Origin of the sequence: Micromonospora auratinigra (assembly GCF_900089595.1) — a bacterium.
Lineage (GTDB): Bacteria > Actinomycetota > Actinomycetes > Mycobacteriales > Micromonosporaceae > Micromonospora > Micromonospora auratinigra.
Genome location: NZ_LT594323.1, coordinates 5,969,272 through 5,995,511 on the forward strand (window position 1 = coordinate 5,969,272; position 26,240 = coordinate 5,995,511).

Consider the following 26,240-nt stretch of genomic DNA (forward strand, 5'->3'; position numbering starts at 1 on the left):
CCCACGCGCGGCCGTCGATCCGGCCGTGCCCGGTGCGACTAGGCTCACGTCGGCAACTGTCCGTTTTCGTCCCCAGGGGGAGTTCGTGACCAGCCCCGCCGAGCCCGCGTCCGGTGACGCGACGCAGGCAAGCCAGGTGACCAAGCCACTGCGCGAACTGGCCGCGCTCGTCCTGCTCGGCGCCAACGCCGTGCTGCTCTTCGTCGGTCTGCTCCGGCTGTTGGTGCCGACGGACGACTACAGCACCTTCAGCGGCCGGGCGGGCAGCACCTTCTTCGTCTTCGTCGGCGTCGAGTCGGCGGTCCTGCCGCTGCTGGCCGTCCTGCTCGCCACGCACGTCCGGCCGGCGCTGCCGCGGGCGAAGACGATCACCCAAATCGCCCTCGGCGAGTACGCCCTCGCCGCCCTGTTCGGCGCCCTGACCTTCCTGATCTGGGTGGTCGGCCGGCTCGCCGACGGCGAGGTGCTGGACGCGTTCCTGGGCCTGCTCACCCGGGTGGCCTGGCTGGCGATCTTCGGCACCGCTGCGCTGGTGGTGGTGAAGGTCTGGAGGGCGCTCTTCTTCGTCCCGAAGCCCAAGCCGCAGCCCGGCGTCTACGGGCAGCCGCCGCAGGGCTGGCCGCAGCAGCAGGGTGGGTACCCGGGTCAGCCGGGCGGCTACCCGGTGCCCGGCCAGGGCGGTTACCCGTCGGCCGGCCAGCCGCACCAGCCCGGCGGCCCCGGCGCGCCCGGCCAGTACGGCCCGCCCCAGTCGGCGCCGCCGTTCAACCCGGCCCCGCAGTCCGCCCCGCCCTTCGGCGCTCCGCAGTCCGCGCCGCAGTCCGCCCCGCCGTTCGGCGCCCCGCACCCGGCGCCGCCGTTCGGCCAGCCGCCCTCGGTCGACCCGACCCAGGCCATCCCGCGCCAGCCGGCGGAGTTCGGCCAGCCCGGGCCGCAGGACACCGACCGCACCCAGCGCTTCGACCGCGAGGACCCCCACCACCCCCGCTGACCCACCGCCCCACCCCGCCCCCCGGACACGCCGCGCCGCGTCGGGCCCGGCGGCGGCGACCAATTCACGGAAAGAGTGGCCTCCCGACGTCGGGAGGCCACTCTTTCCGTGAATCAGCGCCCGAGGGCTCGCGGCGCGGGGGCGGGGTGGGGGTGGGTGGGGCAGCGCCTAGGCTGGACGGATGGTTGAGCGCACCGAGCCCGGTCCGACGGTGGCGAGCATCCGGCGGGCCCTGCGCCGGGCCGCGACCGGGCGGGCGCTGGACGGCGACGAGGCGAGCGCGCTGCTGGCGGCGCGCGGCGCCGAGCTGGACGAGCTGCTGCGGATCGCCGGTGAGGTACGCGACGCCGGGCTGCGCGAGGCCGGTCGCCCCGGCGTGGTCACCTTCTCCAAGAAGGTCTTCATCCCGCTGACCCGGCTCTGCCGGGACCGCTGCCACTACTGCACGTTCGCCACGGTGCCGCACCGGCTGCCCGCCGCGTACCTGGAGAAGGACGAGGTGCTGGCGATCGCCCGGGAGGGTGCGGCGCAGGGGTGCAAGGAGGCGCTGTTCACCCTCGGTGACCGTCCGGAGGAGCGCTGGCCGGCGGCCCGGCAGTGGCTGGACGAGCGCGGTTACGACTCGACCCTCGACTACCTGCGCGCCTGCGCGGTGGCGGTGCTGGAGGAGACCGGCCTGTTGCCGCACCTCAACCCGGGAGTCCTCTCCTGGTCGGAGTTGCAGCGGCTCAAGCCGGTGGCGCCGAGCATGGGCATGATGCTGGAGACCACCGCCACCCGGCTCTGGGCCGAGCCGGGCGGCCCGCACTACGGCTCGCCCGACAAGGAGCCGGCGGTCCGGCTCCGGGTGCTCGACGACGCCGGCCGGGTCGGCGTGCCGTTCACCACCGGCATCCTGATCGGCATCGGGGAGACCGGCGCCGAGCGGGTCGACGCGCTCTTCGCGATCCGCCGGGGTGTGCGGGAGTACGGCCACCTCCAGGAGGTGATCGTGCAGAACTTCCGCGCCAAGCCGGACACCGCGATGCGCGGGATGCCCGACGCCGAGCTGCACGACCTGGCCGCCACGGTGGCGGTGGCCCGGATCCTGCTCGGCCCGAAGGTACGGATCCAGGCGCCGCCGAACCTCATCGCCGGCGAGTACGACCTGCTGCTGCGGGCCGGCATCGACGACTGGGGCGGCGTCTCGCCGGTCACCCCGGACCACGTCAACCCGGAGCGTCCGTGGCCGCAGCTCGACGAGCTGGCCCGGCACACCGCGGCGGCCGGCTTCACCCTGCGCGAGCGGCTGACCGTCTACCCGGAGTACGTCCTCGCCGGCGACCCGTGGCTGGACCCACGCCTGCTGCCGCACGTGACCGCCCTCGCCGACCCGGCCACCGGTCTCGCGGTCGAGGCGGCCCGCCCGGTGGGCCGGCCCTGGCAGGAGCCGGAGGAGATGTTCGGCGGGCGGACCGACCTGCACGCCACCATCGACACCACCGGGCGCAGCGCGGACCGGCGCGGCGACTTCGACCACGTCTACGGTGACTGGTCCGAGGTGGCGGGCCGGATCGCCCCGGAGGCGCTCGCCCGGATGCCCGGCACCGGGAGCGCGCCGGCGGCCGGGAACGGGAGCCCGGCTGCCGGCGGGGCCGGGAACGGGAGCACGGCGGGCGCACCCGGGAGCGCGCCGACGGCCGGCGGGGACGCCGAGCTGCGGGCGGGCCTGCGGCTGGCGGCGGACGATCCGGCGGCGCTGCTCGCGCCGGCGCACCAGGCGAAGGCGCTGGCGCTGTTCGGCGCGGACGGGCCGGCGCTGGACGAGCTGTGCCGGCTGGCCGACGACGTCCGCCGGGACACCGTCGGCGACGACGTCACCTACGTGGTCAACCGCAACATCAACTTCAGCAACGTCTGCTACGTGGGCTGCCGGTTCTGTGCCTTCGCCCAGCGGGAGAGCGACGCCGACGCGTACCGGCTCTCGGTGGCGCAGGTGGCGGACCGGGCCGAGGAGGCGTGGGCGGCCGGGGCCAGCGAGGTCTGCCTGCAGGGCGGCATCGACCCGAAGATGCCGGTCTCCGGGTACGCCGACATCGTCCGGGCGATCAAGGCGCGGGTGCCGGGGATGCACGTGCACGCGTTCTCCCCGATGGAGATCGTCACCGCCGCCGCCAAGGCGGGCGTGCCGGTGAAGGAGTGGCTGCTCCAGCTCCGCGAGGCCGGCCTGGACACCATTCCGGGCACCGCCGCGGAGATCCTCGACGACGACGTGCGCTGGGTGCTCACCAAGGGCAAACTGCCGGCCGCCGCCTGGGTCGAGGTGGTCAGCACGGCGCACGAGCTGGGGATCCGGTCCAGCTCCACGATGATGTACGGCCACGTCGACCACCCCGGCCAGTGGCTCGCCCACTTCCGGGTGCTGGCCGGCGTGCAGGACCGTACCGGCGGTTTCACCGAGTTCGTGGCGCTGCCGTTCGTGCACACCAACGCCCCGATCTACCTCGCCGGCATCGCCCGTCCCGGGCCGACCTGGCGGGAGAACCGGGCGGTGCACGCGATGGCCCGGCTGCTGCTGCACGGCCGGATCGCCAACATCCAGTGCTCCTGGGTCAAGCTCGGCGACGCCGGCACGGTGGCGATGCTCCAGGGCGGCTGCAACGACCTGGGCGGCACGCTGATGGAGGAGACGATCTCCCGGATGGCCGGCTCGGGCAACGGCTCGGCCCGTACCGAGGAGCAGTTGCGGGCGATCGCGGTCGCCGCCGGACGACCGCCCCGCAAGCGGACGACCGCGTACGGTCACGCCCGCGCGTAGCGTCGAACCTTTCCCCGCCGCCGGCCGTACCAGTGGATGCCGGCGGCGGCTGCGGCGAGGGCCGCCGCCGGTGACCCCCGACCGGGGGCGTCCGGACCCGTCCGGGCTCCCGGCCCACCGCGGGCGCTGCGGCGCCGGCCCGGAAAGGTTGCCCATGACCAGTGATCAGCGGAAGCGGCCCTGGCCGCGACTGACCCGCCGGCAGACGTTGACCGCCGCCGCGAGCGCCACCCTGGGCGCTGCCGCCCTCACCGTGCCGGGCCTGTCGGCCGCCCAGAACGCACCCACGTCCGGGCGCCGGGACGAGCCGATCGTGGTGCACCTGCGCGACGCGGCCTCCGGCGCGATGGACGTCTTCGTCGGCACCACCCGGATCCAGGTCCGCGACCGCGCCCTGGCGGACCGGCTGGTCCGCGCCGCCGGCCGGCGCTGACCCCCCCCTCGCAGCACCCTCCGCCCGGCGTCGGCTCCCCGCGCCGGTGTCTTCCCCCGACTTCCTCGACGAAGGTGTGATCCGCCATGTCCTCCCACCGTGAGGCCCCGGAGATAGCCAAGGATCCGGTCGCCGACAGCTCCGACCTGTACGCGTTCGTCAGCCCCGATCATCCGGACACGGTGACGTTGATCGCCAACTACGTGCCGCTCCAGCTTCCCTCCGGCGGCCCGAACTTCTTCGAGTTCGGCGACGACGTCCGGTACGAGATTCACATCGACAACGACGGCGACGGTTATCCGGATGTCACCTACCGTTTCGAATTCGCGACCGAGATCACGAATCCGAACAGTTTTCTGTACAACACGGGTCCGATCGAGTCGCTGGACAGCAAGAACTGGAACCGGCGGCAGTTCTACCGGTTGACGCGGGTGGTCGACGGGCGGGAGCGGGTGCTCGCCCACAAGCTGCCCTGCCCGCCGTGCAACGTCGGCCCGCTCTCCACCCCGAAGTACCACGACCTGGTGCGGCAGGCGACGTACAAGCTGTCCACCGGGGAGAAGGTGTTCGCGGGGCAGCGGGCGGACGGCTTCTTCGTCGACCTGGGCGCCATCTTCGACCTCGGTACGCTGCGGCCGTTCCAGCAGCTGCACGTGGCCGGGAAGAAGCTGTTCAAGACCGAGGGGGAGCCGGTCAACGCGCTGGACCGGACCAACGTGCACAGCATCGCGGTGCAGGTGCCGCTGGGCCAGGTGCGCCGCAAGGCCAGCCGGTACGGCTACGCGGACCGGGCCTCGACGATCGGCGTCTGGACCACGGCGTCGCGCCAGCAGGTGCGGGTGCTCGGTGACCGGGTGGCCGCGGACACCGCCGCCGGCCCGTTCACGCAGGTGTCCCGGCTGGGCAACCCGTTGTTCAACGAGGTCGTCGTGCCGATGTCCAGGAAGGACCTGTGGAACACCCTGTCGCCGGCCGAGGACAAGCGGTTCGCCCAGTTCGTCGAGCACCCGGAGCTGGCCGCGCTGCTGCCCACGCTCTACCCCGGCGTCTTCCCGAACCTGGAGGCGTTGAACAAGTCGAAGAAGCCGCGCGCGGACCTGGTGGCGATCCTGCTCACCGGCATTCCGGCCGGGCTGATCGACGGCTTCGCCAACACCACCGGTGACGTGCAGGCCGACATGCTGCGGCTGAACACGGCGATCAAGCCGAACCGCAAGCCGGACCGGTTCGGCGTGCTCGGCGGTGACCTGGCCGGGTTCCCCAACGGCCGGCGGGTCGGCGACGACGTGGTCAGCATCGCGCTGCGGGCCTTCGCCGGTCTCACCGTGCCGCTGGTGGACAAGACCTTCAAGCCGGACGCGGCGGCCGCGGCGGTCACCCCCGGGCTGAGCGCGGCCGACGTCACCGCGCCGTTCCTCGGCGACTTCCCGTTCCTCGGCACCCCGTACGACGGGTTCAGCAACCCGCCGGCGAAGAAGTCCTGAGGAGGGCGCGGTGCACCACCACACCCTGGGTCCGTCGGAGAGCGGCAGCGTCGTGCTCGACCTGGGCGGCGACTGCGGTGCCCTGATCATCTACACCGGACGTGAGCAGCACGGACACGAGATCGAGATCAGCCTCGTGGACGGCGACGGGCGGCGTACCCACTCCGCGGTGCGGGAACGGCACGTCCGCGACGGGGTGTTCCACAGTGCCGTCTATCCGGACCTGACGGCGGGCCTGTATACCGTCTGGTGGGACGATCGGACGCCCGCCGGGGCGATCTCCGTCACCGGTGGCGCGGTTGCCGAATTCGTCTGGCCGACCAGCTCACCGCCGGGAGTGGATTGACCGTACCCGCTCCGCGCGCCGCCGCGCCCCGTCCACCATCTGGACGGGGCGCAGTCGGCGTTTGCGGCCTCGGCGGGCACTCACCGGCCGGGCGGGTTAACCTTGCCCCCACCATAATGCTGATCTTGGACGGAGCCGCGACAGTCGCCCGGGCGCGGCCCGCCGGAGCCTCCGCCCGGGGCCGTCGGAGGTGTCCACACGGGGTGCGCCACGGCGAAAATCTCGGGCAACTCGCCGGAGAGGGCGTTACTCGGCCGGGGTCTGAATCGATAGGGCAGGTTGCGAGGCTAGGGCGGCTCGGATGGTCGTCCGGAACGTGTCGGGAGGGCGACTCCATTATCAAGTTCGGCTTGACGGCGCACGCATTACACGCGTGTAATTTGAATGGGGTTGTTCGGCCGGATCGCAACAAATTGGGTGCGGACGGACAAGCACGCCTTTCGCGTGGGGGGTTGCAGCGGCGATGACGCCGGTGCGCGACAAGGAGGCATCTGATGGACGGCCAGCTCGAGGTGGCCGACCTGCTCGGAAACGCGCCGGAGTGGCAGGAGCGGGCGCTCTGCTCGCAGACCGACCCGGAGGCGTTCTTTCCCGAGAAGGGCGGCTCGACCCGCGAGGCGAAGCGCATCTGCTCGCGGTGTGAAGTCAAGACGGAGTGCCTGGAATACGCCCTCGGCCACGACGAGCGGTTCGGGATCTGGGGCGGGCTCTCCGAGCGGGAGCGGCGGAAGCTGAAGCGGCGGGTCGCCGCCTGAGGCGTACGGGTCGGGGCGGTGGGGGCCGCCCGACTCGGCGACAGCCCCGGGTGGCGGCGCGGCGTCGGACCGTCCGCGTCGTCGTGACCGAGAGCTCGGCCGGTGGGGGCCGGCCGGGCCCGGGCCGGTGGACGTCGGTGGGTACCGGCGGCCGGTGTCGCCCGGGGGCGGATCAGGCCAGCTCGTCGGGGTCCACCCCGAGCAGGTTGGCCACCTGTTCGATGATCACGTCGTGCACCAGGTCCGCGAGGTCCTCGCGGTCCATCGCCCGGAACTCCAGCGGCCGCCGGTAGAGCACGATCCGCGGCGGCACCTCCTGCCGGCCGGGACGCCCGGGCAGCAGCCGGGCCAGCGGCACCTCGCCGTCCTCCAGGACGTCCGAGTCGTAGACGTTCAGGTCCGGCGGGACGTCCTCGACGGCGAACTCGACCCCGGCCAGCTCCTTGGCGAAGCGGCGCTCCAGCGCCTCGACCGTGTCCAGCACCAGGTCGTCGAAGACCTCGGCCTTGGTCCGGGCCAGCGGTACGGTCGCCGGAACCAGCCGCCCCCGCAGGCCCCGCCCGTGGCGGTCGCGGTGGGTGCGCCGGCCGGAGCCGGGGCGGCGGTGTTCCGGGCTCGTCATGAGGCAAAGGGTAGCCCGCGTCGGCCCGGCCCCCACCGCTGCGCCGCTCCGGCGGCGTGCCGGTGATCCGATCGGACGAATTGTGATCACCGTGACGGGCGTGTCGTAACGCGAAGCGGTGCGCCGGACCCGGTATTGGGGATACCCTGCCGCCGTGAGGTCACCACGGCGCTGCTCCCGTAACGGCTGCCCCCGGCAAGCGGTCGCCACATTGACCTATGTCTACAACGAGTCGACAGCGGTGGTGGGGCCCCTGGCGGCCTTCGCCGAGCCGCACACGTACGACCTGTGTGAGCCGCACGCGCGCAACCTGACCGCCCCGCGCGGCTGGGACGTGGTGCGGCACGAGGGCGAGTTCGAGCCGCCCCCGCCGACCACCGACGACCTGGTCGCGCTGGCCGAGGCGGTCCGCGAGGCCGCCCGCCCGGCCCCGCCGCGCCCGCCGGAGGACGACAAGGGCAACTCCCAGCCGCCCCAGCAGGGCCGCCGCGGACACCTCCGCGTCATCCCGCCCCACCACTGACCCACCGCGGCGCGCTGTGCCCCGCCCTCGCCGTCGATCATGAAGTTAGCGGCGTTCCTGATCTCCATTGGTGCCGCTAACTTCATGATCGACCGGTGACCGGGTGCGGGGTCAGTGGCCGAGGAGGCGGGAGAAGGCGGCGGCGCGGCGGGACGGACGGCCGGTGCGCGCCTCCGCCTCGTCGGCGGAGAACATCAGCCGGAGGCCGGCGTTCACGGCCAGCCAGCGCAGCGGCTCGGGCTCCCAGCGGGGGGAGCGGTGGTTCACCCAGGGGAGCGCGGTCAGCTCGCTCTCCGCGCCCCGGATCAGGTCGGCGAGGGTACGACCGGCCAGGTTGCTGGTGCCCACGCCGTCGCCGACGTACCCGCCCGCCCAGGCCAGCCCGGAGCGCCGGTCCAGGCCCACCGAGGCGGCCCAGTCCCGGGCCACGCCGAGCGGTCCACCCCAGGTGTGACTGACCGGCGGCTCGGGCCCCAGCACCGGGAACAGCTCGCCGAGCACCCTGCGCAGCGCGGTGAAGACCGCCGGCTCCCGGTCGTACCCGGGACGGACCCGGGAACCGAAGTGGTACGGGGCGCCCCGGCCACCGAAGGCCAGCCGGCCGTCGGCGGTGCGCTGGCCGTAGACGATGACGTGCCGGTGGTCGGAGAAGGTCTCCCGGTCGGCCAGCCCGATCCGCGCCCAGGTCGACTCGGGCAGCGGCTCGGTCGCCACCATCAGCGAGTAGACCGGCGCGACGGCCCGGCGCCGGCCGGGCAGGGCGGGGGTGAACCCCTCGGTCGCCCGGACCACCACCGGCGCGCGGACCACCCCGGCCGGGGTCACCGCCGCGCCGGGGCGCAGCCGCGTCACCGGGGTCCGCTCCAGGACGCGCACGCCCCGGCGTTCCACCGCCCGGGCCAGGCCACGGACCAGCTTCGCCGGGTGCACGGCGGCGCAGTGCGGGGTGTACGTGCCGCCGCGTACCCCGTCGGCGGCGCAGCGGGCGGTGGCCTCGGTGGCGTCGAGCAGCACCAGGTCGTCGTCGCCGAGCCCGTACGCGCGGGCCTCGGCGACGGCGGCCCGGGCCCGGTCGAGCTGGACCTCGCTGCGGGCCAGCACCACCGTGCCGCCGGCCCGCCAGTCGCAGTCGATGCCCTCGGCGGCGGCCACCCGACCGACCTCGTGGACGGTCTCCTGCATCGCCCGTTGCATGGCGAGCGCCCGGTCCCGCCCGTGCCGCCGGGCCAGTGCCGGCAGCGAGGTGGGGAAGAGCGCCGAGCACCAGCCGCCGTTGCGCCCGGAGGCACCGTACCCGGCGATCTCCTGCTCCAGCACCACGATGCGCAGCGACGGGTCCGCGCCGGCCAGGTAGTACGCGGTCCACAGGCCGGTGTAGCCGGCCCCCACGATCACCACGTCGGCGTCGGTGTCTCCGGTCAGCCCGGGGCGCGGGGTCAACGGCTCGGCCAGGTCGGCGAACCAGTACGACAGGTCCTGGTAGCGCATCACCACTCCGGTGGGGGCAGGTCGTGGCGCAGCCGCGGGTCGGGCTGCGGGACGCCGTACGTCTCGACGACCGGCACCACCCCGGCCCAGACCGGCCGGTCGAGGTCGTCCACCGGGTCGTCGGGCGGGCCGGCGCTGATCTTCACCGAGCACTCGTCCAGCGGCAGGGCGAGCACCAGCGTCGCGGCCAGTTCCTTCGCCGACGGCGGGCGGATCTGCGCCCACCTGCCGGGCAGCAGGTGCTCGGCGAGGCGCTCCAGGGCGGCCAGCTTCGCGGTGCCGTCCAGCGGGACGAGCCGGCCGAGCGCCATGGCGCAGCGGTAGTTCATCGACGACTCGAAGGCGCTGCGGGCCAGCACCAGGCCGTCGAGCAGGGTGACGGTGAGGCAGGCCGGGGCGCCGGCGGCCAGCCGCCGGAAGAGCCGGCTGCCGGTGGAGCCGTGCACCAGCACCCGCTCGCCGTCGCGGGCGTGGGCCACCGGCAGCGCGTACGGCTGGTCGCCGTCCACGATGGCCAGGTGGGCCACCCGGCCGGCGTCGAGCACGGCGTGCAGGGTGGCCCGCTCCCGGACGGCCAGCTCGGGCAGGCGGCGTACCCGGGTCCGGTCGGTGTGCCCGACCGGACCCGGTCCTCCGGTCAGAGGCGCGACCATGCCTCGGTCAGCACGGTACGCAGGATCTGCTCGATCTCGTCGAACTGCTCCTGCCCGGCGATCAGCGGCGGGGCGAGCTGCACCACCGGGTCGCCCCGGTCGTCGGCGCGGCAGTAGAGCCCGGCCTGGAAGAGCGCGGTGGAGAGGAAGCCGCGCAGCAGCCGCTCGGACTCGGCCTCGTCGAAGGTCGCCCGGGTCGCCTTGTCCTTGACCAGCTCGATGCCGTAGAAGTAGCCGTCGCCGCGGACGTCGCCGACGATCGGCAGGTCGGTGAGCTTCTCCAGGGTGGACCGGAAGGCGTCCTCGTTGGCGCGGACGTGCCCGATCAGGTCCTCGCGGGCGAAGACCTCCAGGTTGGCCAGGGCCACCGCGCAGGAGACCGGGTGGCCGCCGAAGGTCACCCCGTGCGCGAACATGCCGGTCTCGGTGAGGAACGGCTCCATCAGCCGCTCGCTGGCGATCATCGCGCCGAGCGGGGCGTAGCCGGAGGTGATGCCCTTGGCGGTGGTGATGATGTCGGGCTGGTAGCCGTACCGGGTGGCGCCGAAGTACTCGCCGAGCCGGCCCCAGGAGCAGATCACCTCGTCGCTGACGAGCAGCACGTCGTACGCGTCGCAGATCTCGCGGACCCGCTGGAAGTAGCCGGGCGGCGGTGGGAAGCAGCCGCCGGAGTTCTGCACCGGCTCCAGGAAGACCGCGGCGACGGTGTCCGGCCCCTCCCGCTCGATGGCCCGGCCGATCTCCTCGGCCGCCCAGCGGCCGAACGCCTCGGGGTCGTCGCCGTGCTCGGGGGCCCGGTAGAAGTTGGTGTTCGGCACCTTGATGCCGCCGGGGACCAGCGGCTCGAAGTCGGTCTTGATGCCGGGCAGGCCGGTGATCGACAGCGCCCCCATCGAGGTGCCGTGGTACGCGATGTACCGGCTGACCACCTTGTACTTGTTCGGCCGGCCGGTGCGCTTGTAGTAGGCCCGGGCCAGCTTCCACGCCGCCTCGACGGCCTCCGAGCCGCCGGTGGTGAAGAAGACCCGGTTCAGGTCGCCGGGGGCCAGCGCGGCGACCTTCTCGGCCAGCTCGACGGCGGTCGGGTGGGCGTACGACCACAGGGGGAAGTACGCCAGCTCGGCGGCCTGCTTGGCGGCGGCCTCGGCCAGTTCGGACCGGCCGTGGCCGGCGTTGACGACGAAGAGCCCGGCGAGTCCGTCCAGGTAGCGACGACCCTGCGAGTCCCAGACGTACGCGCCCTCGCCGCGCACGATCGTCGGTACCTCGCCGGCGGAGTAGCTGGCCATCCGGGTGAAGTGCATCCAGAGGTGGTCGGTGGCGTTGGCCATGTCAGCCCCATCGGGTCTCGGGCCGGTCAGGGGTGACACCGGCCGCTCTGCCCACGGTTATCCCACAGTGAATGCCGATCACGCAAGTGAGTGAGCCTTCACGCGACGGATTCAGCGAGACCCGTTGACCACTGCAACGGATTCCGTATCAGGCGGTGCCCCAGGTGTAGGTCTGCTTGCGCAGCTTCAGGTAGACGAACGCCTCGGTCGAGAGCACGCCCGCGACCCCACGCAGCTTCTGCAGGATCTCCAGCAGGTGCTCGTCGTTGCGGCAGACCACCTCGGCCAGCAGGTCGAACGAGCCGGCCGTGATCACCACGTAGTCGATCTCCTCCAGTTCGGCCAGCCGGTCGGCCACGCTCTCCAGGTCGCCGTCGGTACGCAGCCCGATCATCGCCTGGCGGGGGAAGCCGAGCTGGAGCGGATCGGTGACCGCGACGATCTGCATCACCCCGGCGTCGAGCAGTCGCTGCACCCGCTGCCGGACCGCCGCCTCGGAGAGACCGACCGCCTTGCCGATGGTCGCGTACGGCCGGCGCCCGTCCTCCTGGAGCTGCTCGATGATCTGCTTCGCCACGTCGTCGAGCAGAGCGTGACTGGCACCCTCACGCACGGTGACCCGGCGGGTGCCGTTGCCGTTCTCCAGTTGCCGGTTGGCCATCGTCCGCTCCCAGTGTCCGAATCCTTGGCGCTGAGCGTAGTGCCCCGGCGCAGTCTGGCGTATTTCGTGGCCAGAGGCTATTCCCGCAACGGAATCCCTTGTAAGGGAGGTCACCTCATGTCAGGATCAGTCGTCCATCGCCACTGACCCTCCCGCCGGCGCGCCACCCCCGTCCCGCCGCCGACGATGCCCCCCCTAGGAGTCGTCACATGCGTAGTCCCCACCGGCCCCTCACCCGGCGTGGTCTGCTCACCGGCACCCTCGGCTCGGCCGCGCTGCTCGCCACCGCGGGCACCCTGGCCGGCTGCGGCACCAAGGGCGCCCAGCAGACCGAGGCCGGCTGCAAGAGCGACGATGTCTCCGCCACGGAGAAGAAGCTGGCGTTCTCGAACTGGCCGCAGTACATGGACGTCGACGAGAAGGACGGGTCGAAGCGGCCCACCCTGGACGCCTTCATCGCGAAGTCCGGCATCCAGGTGACCTACACCGAGGACGTCAACGACAACAACGAGTTCTTCGGCAAGGTGCAGAACCAGCTCGCCGGCTGCCAGAGCACCGGCCGCGACATCATGGTCCTCACGGACTGGATGGCGGCCCGGATGATCCGGCTCGGCTGGGTCCAGAAGCTGGACAAGGCCAAGATCCCCAACGTCGAGGCGAACCTGCTGCCCTCGCTGCGCAACCGCTCCTTCGACAGCGACAACCAGCTCGCCATCCCGTGGCAGTCGGGCCTCGCCGGGCTCGCGTACAACGCCAAGGTGACCAAGGAGATCCGCAGCGTCGACGAGCTGCTCACCCGCCCCGACCTGAAGGGCAAGGTGACCGCCCTGTCGGAGATGCGCGACACCATGGGCCTGCTGCTCCAGTCCAACGGCCACGACCCGGCGAACTTCACCACGGCGCAGTTCGACGACGCGCTCGCCAAGCTCAAGAAGGCCGTCGACAGCAAGCAGATCCGCAAGTTCACCGGCAACGACTACGCCCCCGACCTGGCCAAGGGCGACATCGCCGCGTGCATCGGCTGGTCCGGCGACGTGATCCAGCTCGGCTTCGAGGACGAGAAGATCAAGTTCGTGGTGCCGGACTCCGGCGTGATGCTCTGGTCGGACAACATGCTGGTGCCGAACAAGGCCGGCCACAAGGCGAACGCCGAAGAGCTGATGAACTACTACTACGAGCCGGCGGTCGCCGCGAAGCTCGCCGCGTTCGTCAACTACATCTGCCCGGTCAAGGGCGCGCAGGCCGAGATGGAGAAGATCGACCCCGATCTCGCGAAGAACCCGCTGATCTTCCCCGACGACGACATGCTGTCGAAGTCCAAGGTCTTCATGGCCCTGGACGAGAAGCGGGAGAAGGAGTACGAGACCAAGTACCAGCAGGTCATCGGGGCGTGAGGACGATGGGACACGAGGCACCGGCCGGCGACCTGCGACTGGCCAACCTGACCAAGCGGTTCGGCGTCTTCACCGCGGTGGACGACCTCAGCCTGACCGTCCCGCAGGGCTCGTTCTTCGCCCTGCTCGGCGCGTCCGGCTGCGGCAAGACCACCACCCTGCGGATGATCGCCGGGCTGGAACAACCCACCAGCGGGCAGGTGCTGCTCGGTGACCGGGACATCGCCGGGCTGCGGCCGTACAAGCGGCCGGTGAACACCGTGTTCCAGAGCTACGCGCTCTTCCCGCACCTCGACATCCACGAGAACGTCGCCTTCGGGCTGCGCCGGCGCGGCATCCGCAAGGTGACCGACCAGGTCGAGCGGATGCTGGCCCTGGTGCAGCTCGAAGGGTACGGGCGGCGCAGGCCGGCCCAGCTCTCCGGCGGCCAGCAGCAGCGGGTCGCGCTGGCCCGCGCGCTGATCAACCACCCGCAGGTGCTGCTGCTGGACGAGCCGCTCGGCGCGCTCGACCTGAAGCTGCGCCGGCAGATGCAGATCGAGCTGAAGCGGATCCAGACCGAGGTCGGCATCACCTTCGTGCACGTCACCCACGACCAGGAGGAGGCCATGACCATGGCCGACACCGTCGCGGTGATGAACGCCGGCCGGATCGAGCAGCTCGGCGCCCCCGCCGACCTCTACGAGTACCCGGCCACCGCCTTCGTGGCGAACTTCCTCGGCCAGTCCAACCTGCTCGCCGCCGAGGCCGGCGGCCACAGCGGGGACGAGCTCCTGGTGACCGCGCACGGCTCGCGCTTCTCGGTGCCCACCGACCGGGCCCGGATCGACCGGGGGCCGGTCTTCCTGGGGGTACGCCCCGAGAAGCTGCACCTGGCCGACGACCCCGGCGAGGTGCCGATCGTGCACCAGCACGTCGGCGGCGTGGTCACCGACGCGTCCTACGTCGGGGTGAGCACCCAGTACCTGGTCCGCACGGCGTGGGGCAGCGAGCTGTCGGTGTTCGCGGCGAACAGCGGGGTCGGCGGCCGGCTGGCCGTCGGCACCCCGGTGACCGTGCACTGGGACCCCCGGCACGCCTTCCTGCTGCCCCGCTCCGCCGGCGAGGACGACCAGACCAGCCCGCTGCTGGACGAGCCGCCGGTGGGTGTCGGGTCATGACCGTCCTCGGCCACACGCCGGTCACGTCGGCCGAGCCGGCCGCCCCGCCGCCGGCCCGGGGCGGGCGGTACCGGCTGCTGCCGTACCTGCTGCTGCTGCCGGGCGCGGCCTGGCTGCTGGTCTTCTTCGCCCTGCCGCTGCTCCAGCTCGCCGCCGCCAGCCTCTACGACCCGAACGGATCGCTCTCCACCGGGTACGCGATGACCTGGGCGTTCGGCAACTACCCGACGGCGTTGCAGGCGTACTGGCCACAGTTCGCCCGGTCGTTCGCGTACTCGGCGATCGCGCTGGTGCTGGCCCTGCTGATGGGCTACCCGCTGGCGTACGCGATCGCGCAGAAGGCCGGGCGGTGGAAGAACCTGCTGCTGGTCGCGGTGGTCGCGCCGCAGTTCACCAGCTTCCTGGTCCGCACGCTGGCCTGGAAGACCATCCTGTCGGACAACGGCTGGTTGGTCGGGCTGCTGCGTGACGTGCACCTGCTCGGGCCGGACGGGCGGCTGCTGGCCACCCCGTTCGCGGTGGTGCTCGGCCTGACGTACAACTTCCTGCCGTTCCTGGTGCTGCCGCTGTACGCGAGCCTGGAGCGGCTCGACCAGCGGCTGCTGGAGGCGGCCAGCGACCTGTACGCGAGCCCGCTGCGGGCCTTCCGGAAGGTCACCCTGCCGCTGTCGATGCCCGGCCTGATCGCCGGCACGCTGCTCTTCTTCATCCCGGCCACCGGTGACTACATCAACGCCGAACTCCTGGGCACCCCGAACGAGTACATGATCGGCAACGTCATCGACTCGGCCTTCCTGGTCCGGCTGGACTATCCGCAGGGCGCGGCGCTGTCGTTCCTGCTGATGGCGGCGATCCTGGCGATCGTCTTCGTCTACCTGCGCCGGGCCGGCACGGAGGAGGTGCTGTGAGACTGAAGCGTTGGCTCGCCGACCGGTGGGTGATGGGCGTGGCCCTGCTCGTCCTGGGCTACCTCTCGCTGCCGATCCTGGTGGTCGCCGGCCTCTCCTTCAACCGGCCCTCCAGCCGGCTGTCGTACGACTTCCACGAGTTCACCCTCGACAACTGGACCCACCCGTTCCCCACCCTGGAGATGCGCGACGCGGTGGTGCGCAGCATCGAGATCGGGCTGATCGCCACGGCGGTCTCCACGGTGCTCGGCACGCTGATGGCGTTCGCGCTGGTCCGGCACGGGTTCCGGGGCCGCTCCGGGATCAACGGGCTGATCTTCCTGCCGATGGCCACCCCCGAGCTGGTGATGGGCACCTCGCTGCTCGCCCTCTTCGTCGCCGCCCAGGTGCCGCTGGGCTTCTGGACCATCGTGATCGCGCACGTGATGTTCTGCGTGTCGTTCGTGGTGGTCACCGTGAAGGCCCGGCTCGCCGGCATGGACCGGCGGCTGGAGGAGGCCGCGATGGACCTGTACGCCAGCGAGTGGCAGACCTTCCGGGGGGTCACCCTGCCGCTGGTGCTGCCCGGCATCGTGGCCGCCGCGCTGCTCGCCTTCTCGCTCAGCTTCGACGACTTCATCATCACGAACTTCAACTCCGGCACCACCGTCACCTTCCCGATGTACGTCTGGGGCGCCGCCCAGAAGGGCATCCCGCCGCAGGTCAACGTCATCGGCACGGCCATGTTCGTGCTCGCGCTGCTGGCCGTCGGGGCGAGCATGCTGCGGGGGCGGCAGGCCCGGCGGGCGGCCCTGGTGGCGACCCTGCCCAGCCCGAAGAAGGGATCATGAAACTCCCGCATACCGGCCGGGCGCTGGCCGACGCCGCGCCCGTTCCGTACTGGCTCGACCGACCGGAACGTCCCGACCCGCTGCCGCCGCTGACCGGCGCCGGCAGCGCCGACCTGCTGGTGATCGGTGGCGGCTACGCGGGCCTGTGGACCGCCCTGCTGGCCAAGGAGGCCGACCCGGACCGGGACGTGCTCCTGGTCGAGGCGGGCACCTGCGGCTGGGCGGCGTCCGGGCGCAACGGCGGGTTCTGCGCCGCCTCGCTCACCCACGGCCTCGCCAACGGGGCCGACCGGTTCCCCGGCGAGATCGACGAGCTGGAACGGCTCGGCCGGGAGAACCTGGACGCCATCGCCGCCACCGTCGCGCGGCACGGCATCGACTGCGACCTGGAACGCACCGGCGAACTGGCGGTGGCCGTCGAGCCGTACCAGCTGGCCGGGCTCGCCGAGGACGCCGAGCTGGCCCGCCGGTACGGCCACGACGTGCGGCTGCTCGACCGCGACGAGGTCCGCGCCGAGGTGGCCTCGCCGACGTACCTCGGCGGGATGTGGGACCGGGACCGGGTGGCGCTGCTCGACCCGGCGAAGCTGGCCTGGGGACTGCGCCGGGCCGCCCTCGACCTGGGCGTCCGGATCCACGAGCACACCCGGGTCACCGGGCTGCGCCGCGACGGCGGCGCGCTGCGGGCGACCACCGCGGGCGGCCCCGACGCGGCCCCCGGCACGGTCCGCGCCCGGCAGGTCGTGCTGGCCACCAACGCGTTCCCGCCGCTGCTGCGCCGGCTGCGCGCCCGGGTGGTGCCGGTCTACGACTACGCGCTGATGACCGAGCCGCTCACCGCCGGGCAGCGGGCGGCGATCGGCTGGGCGAACCGGCAGGGCCTGGCCGACACCGGCAACCAGTTCCACTACTACCGGATCACCGCCGACGGGCGGATCCTCTTCGGTGGCTACGACGCGGTCTACCACTACGGCAACCGGGTCGCCCCGGCGCTGGAGCAGCGGGCGGCCACCTTCGAGGCGCTCGCCGCGCACTTCTCCACCACCTTCCCGCAGCTCGACGGGGTGCGGTTCAGCCACCGCTGGGGCGGCGTCATCGACACCTGCACCCGGTTCTGCGCCTTCTTCGGCACCGCGTACGAGGGTCGGCTGGCGTACGCGACCGGCTTCACCGGGCTGGGCGTCGGGGCGACCCGGTTCGCCGGGCGGGTGATGCTCGACCTGCTGACCGGCGAGGACACCCCGCTGACCCGGCTCGACCTGGTGCGCAGCAAGCCGCTGCCGTTCCCGCCGGAGCCGTTCCGGGCCACCGGCATCAATCTCACCCGCTGGTCGCTCGCCCGCGCCGACGCGCGCGAGGGGCGACGCAACCTGTGGCTCCGTACTCTCGATCGTCTTGGACTGGGGTTCGATTCCTGATGCGCATCCTCCTCGTCGGCGCCGGTGGCGTCGGCTCCGCCGCCGTAGCCATCGCCGCCCGCCGTTCCTTCTTCGAGACCATGGTGGTCGCCGACTACGACCTGGACCGGGCGACCCGGGCCGTCGCCGGCCACGACGACCGCTTCCGGCCCGCCCGGGTCGACGCCTCCTCGGCCGACGCGGTCGCCGCGCTCTGCCGGGAGCACCGGATCACCCACGTGCTCAACGCCGTCGACCCGCGCTTCGTCATGTCGATCTTCGACGGCGCGTACGCCGCCGGGGCCGACTACCTCGACATGGCGATGTCGCTGTCCCGTCCGCACCCGTCCGCCCCGTACGCCGAGACCGGCGTGAAGCTCGGCGACGAGCAGTTCGCGGCGGCCCCGGCCTGGGCGGACGCCGGAAGGCTGGCGCTCTGCGGCATCGGCGTCGAGCCCGGCCTCTCCGACGTCTTCGCCCGCTACGCCGCCGACGAGCTGTTCACCGAGATCGACGAGATCGGGGTACGCGACGGCGCGAACCTGACCGTCGACGGCTACGACTTCGCCCCGTCGTTCTCCATCTGGACCACCATCGAGGAGTGCCTGAACCCGCCGGTGGTCTGGGAGGCCGACCGGGGCTGGTTCACCACCGAGCCGTTCAGCGAGCCCGAGGTGTTCGAGTTCCCCGACGGCATCGGCCCGGTCGAGTGCGTCAACGTGGAGCACGAGGAGGTGCTGCTCATCCCGCGCTGGGTGAAGGCGAAGCGGGTCACCTTCAAGTACGGGCTCGGCGACGAGTTCATCGAGGTGCTGCGGACCCTGCACAAGCTCGGCCTCGACTCGACCGAGCCGGTGACCGTCCGGGGGGTGCAGGTCTCGCCCCGTGACCTGGTGGCCGCCTCGCTGCCCGATCCGGCCACGCTCGGCGACCGGATGCGCGGCAAGACCTGCGCCGGCACGTACGTCACCGGCACCGGCACCGACGGCCGGCCCCGCCGGGTCTACCTCTACCACGTGGTCGACAACGAGTGGTCGATGCGCGAGTACGGCCACCAGGCGGTGGTCTGGCAGACCGCGGTGAACCCGGTGGTCGCGCTGGAACTGCTGGCCACCGGGGCGTGGTCCGGAGTCGGTGTGCTCGGCCCGGAGGCGTTCCCCCCGGTACCCTTCCTGGACCTGCTGACCGGCTACGGCTCGCCGTGGGGGATGGAGGAGCGGTGACCCGCTACGGCCCGATGTTCGGCCCCGACGTCACGTTCCTCGGCGTGCCGCCGTGCACCATCGAGGAGCCGGTGACCTACGCCGACGCCGACGTGGTGATCATCGGGGCGCCCTTCGACGGCGGCACCTCGCACCGGCCCGGCACCCGGTTCGGCCCGTCCGCCATCCGGCAGGCCTGCTACCTGCCGCACGACGGCTCCCGTCCGTCCCTGGCGCTGCGCGTCGACGGCCTCAAGGACCTCTGCGTGTACGACGCCGGCGACGTGGAGATGTTCTCCGGCGACATCGAGCGGTCCCTCGGCGCGCTGGAGACCGCCGTGCACGCGGTCGCCGCCGCCGGGGCGATCCCGGTCGTGCTCGGCGGCGACCACTCCATCGCCCTGCCCGACGCCACCGGGGTGGCCCGCCACCACGGCTTCGGCCGGGTGTCGCTGGTGCACTTCGACGCGCACGCCGACACCGGGGACATCGAGTTCGGCTCCCTGCACGGGCACGGCCAGCCGATGCGCCGGCTGATCGAGTCCGGCGCGGTACGCGGCGACCGGTTCCTCCAGATCGGCCTGCGTGGCTACTGGCCCGGCCCGGAGACCCTGGACTGGATGGCGCAGCAGCGGATGCGCTCGTACGAGATGACCGAGATCGTCGCCCGAGGGCTGGACGACTGCCTCGCCGAGGCGTCCCGGATCGCGGTCGACGAGTGCGAGGGCGTCTTCCTCTCCGTCGACGTGGACGTGGTCGACCCGGGTATGGCCCCCGGCACCGGCACCCCCGAGCCGGGCGGCCTCACCTCCCGCCAGCTCCTCGACGCGGTCCGCCGGGTCTGCTACGAACTGCCCGTGGTCGGCGTGGACGTGGTCGAGGTGGCGCCGCCGTACGACCACGCCGACATCACCGCCTACCTCGGCAACCGCGTCGTCCTGGAGGCGCTCTCCGCGATCGCCCGCCGTCGCCACGACGCCACCGGCGAAGCCCCGCCCTGGGACCCCCACCAACCCCTCCTGGACTCCCGCTGACCCTCCCCGTGTTTAGTTCGAGCTATAGTTGACGGGTGGGTGCTGGCAGGGGGCGTTGGTCGGTTCGGGTGACCGGTGAGGTCCGCCAGTGGCTCGGTGAGTTGCGTCGGACCGATCCGGGCTCTTACGAGAGCGTGCGGGTGGCCGTGGACAAGCTGGCGGAGGTCGGGCCCGGGTTGGGTCGTCCGCTCGTGGACACGCTCCGGGGCAGCGCCATCAGCAACCTCAAGGAACTCCGGCCCCGGTCGGGCCGGGACGTGGCGCTCCGCATTCTCTTCGTCTTCGACCCCTGGTCGCAGGCCGTGCTGCTCGTCGCGGGCAACAAGGCGGGAAACTGGACCCGCTGGTACGAGCAGCACATCCCGATGGCGGAGGTCGCGTACAAGGCTTGGCTCGACAATGAGCGCGAGCGGAGGGGGGAGTCGTGACGGAGTTCCACGACTGGGACGAGGTGCGCGCCGAGCTGGGCGGTGACGACGCCGCGTACGAAGAGGAGCGGACCCGCACCGAGGCGTGGGTGCACGCCTTTCACCTGGCGGAGGAGCGCAAACGCCTGGGGCTGACCCAGCGGCAGGTTGCCGACCTCATGGGAGTGACGCCGGGCCGGGTCAGTCAGATCGAGAACGGCGATCTCGACGTGAACGAGGTCGCCACGTTGAGCAGGTACGCGCACGCGCTCGGGGCCAAGCTGCGGATCATCTTCGACTACGGGGACGATCTTCGCCAGATCGCTTGACGTGCCGCTGGCTGACGCTCGGGTGAGGGCTGCGGGGCGGGCCGCCGTCTGGTCGCCTCGGTGGTCACGAAGCGGCCGGTCACCCAGGTCGTCGCGGTCGGCACGAAGCAGGAGTCGCGGTGCGACCCGAACTACTCGGGCTGCGTGCCGATCGCCAGTGACGTCGACTGCGCCGGCGGCAGCGGCAACGGTCCCGCCTACGTCAGCGGACCGATCCGGGTCATCGGCGAGGACATCTACGACCTCGACCGGGACGGCGACGGGTACGCCTGCGACGACTGACCGGGTGCCGGCTCCCGCCGCCGGTTCCGTGCGGCCGTCAGGCATTGACAGGGTTGGTACCCCCCGTGATCATGTGGGGACGCTGCGGCCATCACGGGGGTCCGTGGCACGTATCCCGGAGGACCTTCCATGGGTCGAACCCTGTCCGCGCTCGCCCTCGGTGCCGCCACCCTCGCCGCCGCCGTGCTGGTGGATGCCGGGCCCGCGTACGCCGCCACCGAGCAGTTGCGCCTCGACTTCGACGCCACCCCGACCGGGCAGGTCGAGCCGGGGCCGTGGACGTCGGGCTGCTTCGCCGACGTGGCCACCCCGGGCGACTCGGGCTGCATCGCGGTCAACGCCCCGGGCAGCATCTCCCGGGCCGCCCGGTCCAGCGGCACGAGCAGCAGCCCCGCGCTGGCCTTCCCCGCCGCCGGCAGTGCGGTGGTCGAGGTGCCGCACGCGGCCAACCTCAACCCGGGTACGCAGGACTTCACGATCAGCGCGATGGTCAAGCTGAGCAGCGCGCAGGTCACCGTCGGCGCGAACCTGATGCAGAAGGGCTACTACACGGAGGGCGCCAGCAGCCAGTGGAAGCTCCAGGTGGACAACGGCATGCCGGGGTGCCGGATCGCCGGTTACCTGGCCAACGGCGACTGGGGCTTCGCGAAGGCGGACAGCGACATCTCGATCGCCGACAAGGGCTGGACCTTCGTCCAGTGCAAGCGGCGCGGCGGGGTGCTCAGCATCACCGTGGGCGCGAACCCGGCGGTGACCGCCGACCAGAACGCCGCGCTGGACGTCAGCAACACCGCCAAGGTGACCGTCGGCGCGAAGGGCGCGGGCCTGAGCAACAACGACCAGTTCCGCGGCGAGCTGGACAACGCGGTCCTCAGCGTCGGCTGACCGCGGACGTCGTGGGGCGGGCGACCTGCCGGCCACCCGCCCTACGCTCAGGCCAGCCGGGAGCGGATCAGGAAGCGGACTCCCTCCGGGGCCTCCAGGGAGAAGCCACTGCCCCGGCCGGGCACCACGTCGACGGTGAGCCGGGTGTGCCGCCACAGCTCCCACTGGACCTTCGACATCCAGAACTCGACCGGCTCGGCCACCCCGTCGACCGTCAGTTCCGCGAGCAGGACGTCCGAGGAGCCGGTGCGGAACTCGCCGGCCGGGTAGCACATCGGCGCGCTGCCGTCGCAGCAGCCGCCGGACTGGTGGAACATCAGCGGGCCGTGCTGCCCCCGCAGCGACCGGATCAGCTCGGCCGCCGCGGGGGTCACGGACACCACGTCGTCCATCAGAAGAAGCCCAGCTTCTTCGTGGAGTAGCTGACCAGCAGGTTCTTGGTCTGCTGGTAGTGCTCCAGCATCATCTTGTGGTTCTCCCGGCCGATGCCGGACTGCTTGTACCCGCCGAACGCGGCGTGCGCCGGGTAGGCGTGGTAGCAGTTCGTCCACACCCGACCCGCCTGGATGGCCCGCCCCGCCCGGTACGCGGTGTTCATGTCCCGGGTCCAGACGCCGGCGCCCAGGCCGTACAGGGTGTCGTTGGCGATCTTCACGGCGTCGTCCAGGTCGGCGAAGGAGGTCACCGAGACCACCGGCCCGAAGATCTCCTCCTGGAAGATCCGCATCGAGTTGTCGCCCTCGAAGATCGTCGGCTGGACGTAGTACCCGCCGGACAGCTCCCCGCCGAGGTCCGCGCGGGCGCCCCCGGTCAGCACGCGAGCGCCCTCCTGGCGGCCGATGTCCAGGTAGGACAGGATCTTCTCCAGCTGGTCGTTGGACGCCTGCGCGCCGATCATCGTGTCGGTGTCCAACGGATGCCCCTGGCGAACCTGCTGGGTGCGGGACACGGCGGCGGCCAGGAAGTCGGCGTAGTGGCCCTGCTGGATGAGCGCCCGGGACGGGCAGGTGCAGACCTCGCCCTGGTTGAGGGCGAACATGGTGAAGCCTTCGAGCGCCTTGTCCAGGAAGTCGTCGGACGCCGCGCTGACGTCGTCGAAGAAGATGTTCGGGCTCTTGCCGCCCAGCTCCAGCGTGACGGGTTTGATGTTCTCGCTGGCGTACTGCATGATCAGCCGCCCGGTGGTGGTCTCGCCGGTGAACGCCACCTTCGCCACCCGGGGCGAGGACGCCAGCGGCTTGCCCGCCTCCACGCCGAAGCCGTTGACCACGTTCACCACGCCCGGCGGGAGCAGGTCGGCGACGAGCGAGAGCAGGTAGTGGATCGACGCCGGGGTCTGCTCGGCGGGCTTGAGCACCACCGCGTTGCCGGCAGCGAGCGCCGGGGCGAGCTTCCAGACCGCCATCAGGATCGGGAAGTTCCACGGGATGATCTGCCCGACCACGCCGAGCGGCTCGTGGAAGTGGTACGCCACCGTGTCGTCGTCGATCTCGCCGAGCGAGCCCTCCTGGGCCCGGACCGACCCGGCGAAGTACCGGAAGTGGTCGATGGCCAGCGGGATGTCGGCGGCCAGGGTCTCCCGGACCGGCTTGCCGTTCTCCCAGCTCTCCGCGACCGCGAGGGATTCGAGGTTCTCCTCCATCCGGTCGGCGATCCGGTTGAGGATCAGCGCCCGTTCGGCGACGGAGGTGCGGCCCCACGCGTCGGCGGCGCCGTGCGCCGCGTCGAGGGCCTTCTCGACGTCCTCGGCGGTGCCCCGGGCCACCTCGCAGAAGGTCTGCCCGGTCACCGGGGTCGGGTTCTCGAAGTACCGGCCGCCGTGCGGCGTCACGTACTCGCCGCCGATGAAGTGGTCGTAGCGGGTCTGCCAGTGGGTGGGCGCGTCGTAGCGCGTCATGGTTACCTCCGCCGTCCGTGGGTGGTGGACAGCGGGGGACGTTAGTGACCGCGACGTTGCAACGACGTTGCGCGCGTCAGGTCGTACTCCCCGGCGAGCTGGCGGGCCCGCGCGACGGCGAGCGGCCGGCGCGGCGCGCCCGGCGGCAACGCCCGGGCCAGCGCCTGCCACCCGGCCAGGTCGTCGGCCCCGGCCGCGGTCGCGGTCCAGGCGGCGAGCTGGTCGGCGTCCGCGCCGGCCAGCACGGCCGCGCGCAGCTGCCCGTCGACCCGGCGGCGCAGCCGGGCCACTCCCGGCGCGTCCGACCCGGGCAGCAGGGGCCCGGGGTACGCGCGCAGCGCCCCCGCCACGTCGCCCCGCTCCAACAGCTCGACGACGGTACGGAAGTCGGCGCGCACACCCATCCGCAGCCGGTACGGGCGGGAGTCGAGCAGTTCCTCGCCGAGCGCCCGGCGCAGCCGGGACAGTTCGGCCCGCAGGGTGACCGGGTGCAGCCGGTCGTCGCCGTAGAGGTCCAGGCCGAGCTGCTCCCCGGTGCGCCCCTCGGGATGGTCGAGCAGCAGCACCAGCAGTTCGCTGTGCCGGCGGCCCAGCCGGATGCGCCGGGTACCGAGGCGCAGCTCCGCCTCGTCCCGGCCGAGCGCGGTGACGTGCACCGCGTCGGGCGCGGCGGGGGTGGCCTGGGCCAGGAACGCCTCGGCGGCGCGGGCGGTGGCCCGGACCAGGGCGAGGCTCTGCGGGTTGGCCAGATGGTCGCCGCCGGTGATGTCGACCGCGCCGAGCAGCCGGCCGCTGGCCGGGTCGTGGATCGGGGCGGCGGCGCAGGTCCAGCGCTGCACCGGCCGGACGAAGTGTTCGGTGGCGAAGATCTGCACGCTGTGGTCCACCGCGAGCGCGGTGCCGGGGGCGTTGGTGCCGGCGTGCGTCTCGTCCCATCGGGCGCCCGGCACGAAGTTCATCCGCTCGGCGTGCCGGAGCACCCCGGCGTGCCCCTCCACCCAGAGCAGCCGCCCGTACGCGTCGCAGACCGCCATCAGGTGCGCCCCGTCCTGCGCGATCCCGCCGAGCAGGTCGCGGAAGAGCGGCAGCACCCGGGCCAGCGGGTGGGCGGCCCGGTAGCTCTCCAGCGCGCCGTCGGTGAGGTCGACCGGCACGGTGGCCTCCGGGTCGAGCCGCGCGGAGCGTTCCCAGGAGCGGCGGACCACGTCCCGGACCCGCGCCCCGCTGGCCTCGCCGGCCAGGAACGCCTCGTGGGCGGCACCGACCTGCGCGATCCGCTCGGCCGGATCGGCGCCGAACTCCAGGGCGAGCCACGGGTCAGCCATCGGCGACCTCCTCGCGCCCATGGTGACCCAGCTCACCCGTGATCGCCAATACCGGTTGCCCGGGTGATCGACGGACGCCCATTCTGTTCACCGGCCGCAGGGCGCGCGCCGGGAGCACGGGAAGGACGGTCGTGATGGTCGGGACGCGGGAACGGATGATGGTGCAGCTCCAGCTCGTCAGCGGTGACCGCCACCTGGTCGCCTGGGTGCCCGACGACCGCCGGGTACGCGTCGGCGTCGAGCTGAGCCTGCGCGGCCACGCCGAGCCGGACCGCTTCTGGCGGGTGGTGGCGAAGGGCGATCCGTGCCCGGCCGGGGAGATCCGGCGCGGCTGGCACAACGACATCTGAACGGGCAGCGCTCCCATCCCGTACCCGTCGGCGTAGGACGGAATGACGACGGGAGCGGCGATGCGGGTGCAGCGGAAGCACGTACTGGCGGCGGGTGTGGCGGTGGTGGCCGGCGCGGTGGTGGCGGCGGGGACCGGGTTCGGTTTCGCCGGCACCACCCCGACCCGGCAGGGCGTCTGCCAGGGGCCGGTGACCTTCTCGGCGGAGGCCGGGCCGCCGGCCGCCACCAGCGACCGGTTCCCGGCGGGTACCCGGCTGCGGGTGACCAACCTGGACAACCGGCGGGTGGCGACGGTGACGGTGACCGGCCCGTCGGGCAGTTGCGTGCTGCTCAACACCGCCGCGATGGACCTGGTCCGTGAGCCGGGGAAGAACGTGATCCGCCGAAACGTCGTCGAACGGGTCGGTGCCGTTCCGGCCGGGGGAGCGGCAACCCCGTCCGGCGGGGCCCGCCCGGGCACCGGCGCACCGGCCGGCGGCGTGGTGGCGCCGAGCGGCGGCGGTGCCTGCACCGGCCCGATCACCTTCTCCGCCGAGGGCGGGGCGCCGGCCGCCACCAGTGACCGGTTCCCGGTGGGCACCCGGCTGCGGGTGACCAACCTGGACAACAGCCGGACGGTGACCGTCACGGTGACCGGCCCGTCGGGCAGTTGCGTGCTGCTCAACGCCGCCGCGATGGACGCCGTCCGCGAACCCGGGAAGAACCTGGTCCGGCGCAACACCGTGGAACTGCTCCGCTGACCACTCCGCGCCGGG

The 26,240-nt window shown here is 72.5% G+C and carries 28 protein-coding genes; 20 read left to right on the forward strand and 8 right to left on the reverse strand.

Annotated features, from left to right (window positions below; translation table 11 throughout):
* Nucleotides 1-85 precede the first annotated feature (85 nt).
* From GA0070611_RS27235 to GA0070611_RS27260, 6 genes are all read left to right on the forward strand, one after another.
* The gene (locus tag GA0070611_RS27235; protein ID WP_091670567.1) at nt 86-991 is read left to right on the forward strand and encodes a hypothetical protein; all 906 of its coding nucleotides are present in this window, start codon (nt 86-88) and stop codon (nt 989-991) included.
* A 181-nt stretch (nt 992-1,172) separates the two neighbouring features.
* A complete protein-coding gene (locus GA0070611_RS27240; RefSeq protein WP_091670570.1) occupies nt 1,173-3,788 on the forward strand; it encodes a bifunctional FO biosynthesis protein CofGH in 2,616 nt (871 codons plus the stop codon).
* 154 nt (nt 3,789-3,942) lie between these two features.
* Nucleotides 3,943-4,221 (forward strand): hypothetical protein, encoded by a 279-nt coding sequence (locus GA0070611_RS27245; RefSeq protein ID WP_091670573.1) that lies wholly within the window; start codon nt 3,943-3,945, stop codon nt 4,219-4,221.
* A gap of 86 nt (nt 4,222-4,307) precedes the next feature.
* Nucleotides 4,308-5,705: a DUF4331 domain-containing protein gene (locus GA0070611_RS27250; RefSeq protein WP_091670576.1), complete on the forward strand. Its 1,398-nt coding sequence runs from the start codon at nt 4,308-4,310 to the stop codon at nt 5,703-5,705.
* A gap of 10 nt (nt 5,706-5,715) precedes the next feature.
* Nucleotides 5,716-6,051, forward strand: coding sequence for a phospholipase (locus GA0070611_RS27255; RefSeq protein WP_091670581.1), 336 nt, complete (start codon nt 5,716-5,718; stop codon nt 6,049-6,051).
* 494 nt (nt 6,052-6,545) lie between these two features.
* Nucleotides 6,546-6,806, forward strand: a complete 261-nt coding sequence (locus GA0070611_RS27260; protein WP_013284161.1) for a WhiB family transcriptional regulator — start codon at nt 6,546-6,548, stop codon at nt 6,804-6,806.
* A 172-nt stretch (nt 6,807-6,978) separates the two neighbouring features.
* Here the strand turns inward: GA0070611_RS27260 and GA0070611_RS27265 are convergent, their stop codons facing one another.
* The gene (locus tag GA0070611_RS27265) at nt 6,979-7,428 is read right to left on the reverse strand and encodes a metallopeptidase family protein (protein WP_091670584.1); all 450 of its coding nucleotides are present in this window, start codon (nt 7,426-7,428) and stop codon (nt 6,979-6,981) included.
* Nucleotides 7,429-7,582: 154 nt separating this feature from the next.
* Between GA0070611_RS27265 and GA0070611_RS27270 the strand changes: the two genes are divergently transcribed.
* On the forward strand, nt 7,583-7,951 hold the full coding sequence (locus GA0070611_RS27270; RefSeq protein WP_091670587.1) for a DUF3499 domain-containing protein: 369 nt from the start codon (nt 7,583-7,585) through the stop codon (nt 7,949-7,951).
* Nucleotides 7,952-8,062: 111 nt separating this feature from the next.
* On the opposite strand, the gene GA0070611_RS27275 is transcribed toward GA0070611_RS27270, so the two are convergent.
* From GA0070611_RS27275 to GA0070611_RS27290, 4 genes are all read right to left on the reverse strand, one after another.
* Nucleotides 8,063-9,439 carry an NAD(P)/FAD-dependent oxidoreductase gene (locus GA0070611_RS27275; RefSeq protein ID WP_197675806.1) on the reverse strand — a complete coding sequence of 459 codons (1,377 nt, stop codon included), beginning with the start codon at nt 9,437-9,439 and terminating at the stop codon, nt 8,063-8,065.
* Nucleotides 9,439-10,092, reverse strand: coding sequence for a pyridoxamine 5'-phosphate oxidase family protein (locus GA0070611_RS27280; protein ID WP_091670590.1), 654 nt, complete (start codon nt 10,090-10,092; stop codon nt 9,439-9,441). The genes GA0070611_RS27275 and GA0070611_RS27280 overlap by 1 nt, the downstream gene beginning before the upstream one ends.
* The gene (locus GA0070611_RS27285; protein WP_091670593.1) at nt 10,077-11,423 is read right to left on the reverse strand and encodes an aspartate aminotransferase family protein; all 1,347 of its coding nucleotides are present in this window, start codon (nt 11,421-11,423) and stop codon (nt 10,077-10,079) included. Before GA0070611_RS27285 ends, GA0070611_RS27280 begins: the two co-directional genes overlap by 16 nt.
* Before the next feature lie 148 nt (nt 11,424-11,571).
* On the reverse strand, nt 11,572-12,084 hold the full coding sequence (locus tag GA0070611_RS27290; RefSeq protein WP_091670597.1) for an Lrp/AsnC family transcriptional regulator: 513 nt from the start codon (nt 12,082-12,084) through the stop codon (nt 11,572-11,574).
* A gap of 209 nt (nt 12,085-12,293) precedes the next feature.
* On the opposite strand from GA0070611_RS27290, the gene GA0070611_RS27295 reads away from it, so the two are divergent.
* The 11 genes from GA0070611_RS27295 to GA0070611_RS27345 all read left to right on the forward strand — a co-directional run bounded on the left by GA0070611_RS27295 (nt 12,294) and on the right by GA0070611_RS27345 (nt 21,912).
* A complete protein-coding gene (locus GA0070611_RS27295; RefSeq protein WP_091670601.1) occupies nt 12,294-13,478 on the forward strand; it encodes an ABC transporter substrate-binding protein in 1,185 nt (394 codons plus the stop codon).
* Between the two features lie 5 nt (nt 13,479-13,483).
* Nucleotides 13,484-14,638 carry an ABC transporter ATP-binding protein gene (locus GA0070611_RS27300; protein ID WP_091670604.1) on the forward strand — a complete coding sequence of 385 codons (1,155 nt, stop codon included), beginning with the start codon at nt 13,484-13,486 and terminating at the stop codon, nt 14,636-14,638.
* Nucleotides 14,635-15,546 (forward strand): ABC transporter permease, encoded by a 912-nt coding sequence (locus GA0070611_RS27305; protein WP_091670607.1) that lies wholly within the window; start codon nt 14,635-14,637, stop codon nt 15,544-15,546. Before GA0070611_RS27300 ends, GA0070611_RS27305 begins: the two co-directional genes overlap by 4 nt.
* The gene (locus GA0070611_RS27310) at nt 15,543-16,376 is read left to right on the forward strand and encodes an ABC transporter permease (RefSeq protein ID WP_231921236.1); all 834 of its coding nucleotides are present in this window, start codon (nt 15,543-15,545) and stop codon (nt 16,374-16,376) included. The genes GA0070611_RS27305 and GA0070611_RS27310 overlap by 4 nt, the downstream gene beginning before the upstream one ends.
* Nucleotides 16,373-17,794 (forward strand): NAD(P)/FAD-dependent oxidoreductase, encoded by a 1,422-nt coding sequence (locus tag GA0070611_RS27315; RefSeq protein ID WP_091670610.1) that lies wholly within the window; start codon nt 16,373-16,375, stop codon nt 17,792-17,794. The genes GA0070611_RS27310 and GA0070611_RS27315 overlap by 4 nt, the downstream gene beginning before the upstream one ends.
* Nucleotides 17,794-18,996: a saccharopine dehydrogenase family protein gene (locus GA0070611_RS27320; protein WP_091670613.1), complete on the forward strand. Its 1,203-nt coding sequence runs from the start codon at nt 17,794-17,796 to the stop codon at nt 18,994-18,996. Before GA0070611_RS27315 ends, GA0070611_RS27320 begins: the two co-directional genes overlap by 1 nt.
* Nucleotides 18,993-20,009 carry an agmatinase gene (gene speB, locus GA0070611_RS27325; RefSeq protein ID WP_091670616.1) on the forward strand — a complete coding sequence of 339 codons (1,017 nt, stop codon included), beginning with the start codon at nt 18,993-18,995 and terminating at the stop codon, nt 20,007-20,009. Before GA0070611_RS27320 ends, speB begins: the two co-directional genes overlap by 4 nt.
* 35 nt (nt 20,010-20,044) lie before the next feature.
* Nucleotides 20,045-20,437, forward strand: coding sequence for a type II toxin-antitoxin system RelE/ParE family toxin (locus tag GA0070611_RS27330; protein WP_091670620.1), 393 nt, complete (start codon nt 20,045-20,047; stop codon nt 20,435-20,437).
* Nucleotides 20,434-20,745, forward strand: a complete 312-nt coding sequence (locus GA0070611_RS27335; protein WP_091670623.1) for a helix-turn-helix domain-containing protein — start codon at nt 20,434-20,436, stop codon at nt 20,743-20,745. Before GA0070611_RS27330 ends, GA0070611_RS27335 begins: the two co-directional genes overlap by 4 nt.
* Before the next feature lie 60 nt (nt 20,746-20,805).
* Nucleotides 20,806-21,027 (forward strand): G5 domain-containing protein, encoded by a 222-nt coding sequence (locus tag GA0070611_RS27340; RefSeq protein ID WP_231921237.1) that lies wholly within the window; start codon nt 20,806-20,808, stop codon nt 21,025-21,027.
* A gap of 129 nt (nt 21,028-21,156) precedes the next feature.
* A complete protein-coding gene (locus GA0070611_RS27345) occupies nt 21,157-21,912 on the forward strand; it encodes a LamG-like jellyroll fold domain-containing protein (RefSeq protein WP_091670632.1) in 756 nt (251 codons plus the stop codon).
* A 47-nt stretch (nt 21,913-21,959) separates the two neighbouring features.
* Here the strand turns inward: GA0070611_RS27345 and GA0070611_RS27350 are convergent, their stop codons facing one another.
* Genes GA0070611_RS27350 through GA0070611_RS27360 form a run of 3 tightly spaced genes read right to left on the reverse strand, consistent with a single transcriptional unit; the run spans nt 21,960 to nt 25,134 of the window.
* Nucleotides 21,960-22,304 (reverse strand): DUF779 domain-containing protein, encoded by a 345-nt coding sequence (locus GA0070611_RS27350; RefSeq protein ID WP_091670634.1) that lies wholly within the window; start codon nt 22,302-22,304, stop codon nt 21,960-21,962.
* On the reverse strand, nt 22,304-23,809 hold the full coding sequence (gene adh, locus GA0070611_RS27355; RefSeq protein WP_091670637.1) for an aldehyde dehydrogenase: 1,506 nt from the start codon (nt 23,807-23,809) through the stop codon (nt 22,304-22,306). Before adh ends, GA0070611_RS27350 begins: the two co-directional genes overlap by 1 nt.
* Before the next feature lie 41 nt (nt 23,810-23,850).
* Nucleotides 23,851-25,134: a GAF domain-containing protein gene (locus tag GA0070611_RS27360; RefSeq protein WP_091670642.1), complete on the reverse strand. Its 1,284-nt coding sequence runs from the start codon at nt 25,132-25,134 to the stop codon at nt 23,851-23,853.
* A 131-nt stretch (nt 25,135-25,265) separates the two neighbouring features.
* Between GA0070611_RS27360 and GA0070611_RS27365 the strand changes: the two genes are divergently transcribed.
* Both GA0070611_RS27365 and GA0070611_RS27370 read left to right on the forward strand, forming a co-directional pair.
* The gene (locus GA0070611_RS27365; protein WP_157740399.1) at nt 25,266-25,484 is read left to right on the forward strand and encodes a hypothetical protein; all 219 of its coding nucleotides are present in this window, start codon (nt 25,266-25,268) and stop codon (nt 25,482-25,484) included.
* A gap of 60 nt (nt 25,485-25,544) precedes the next feature.
* On the forward strand, nt 25,545-26,225 hold the full coding sequence (locus GA0070611_RS27370) for an RlpA-like double-psi beta-barrel domain-containing protein (protein ID WP_091670652.1): 681 nt from the start codon (nt 25,545-25,547) through the stop codon (nt 26,223-26,225).
* Nucleotides 26,226-26,240 lie beyond the last annotated feature (15 nt).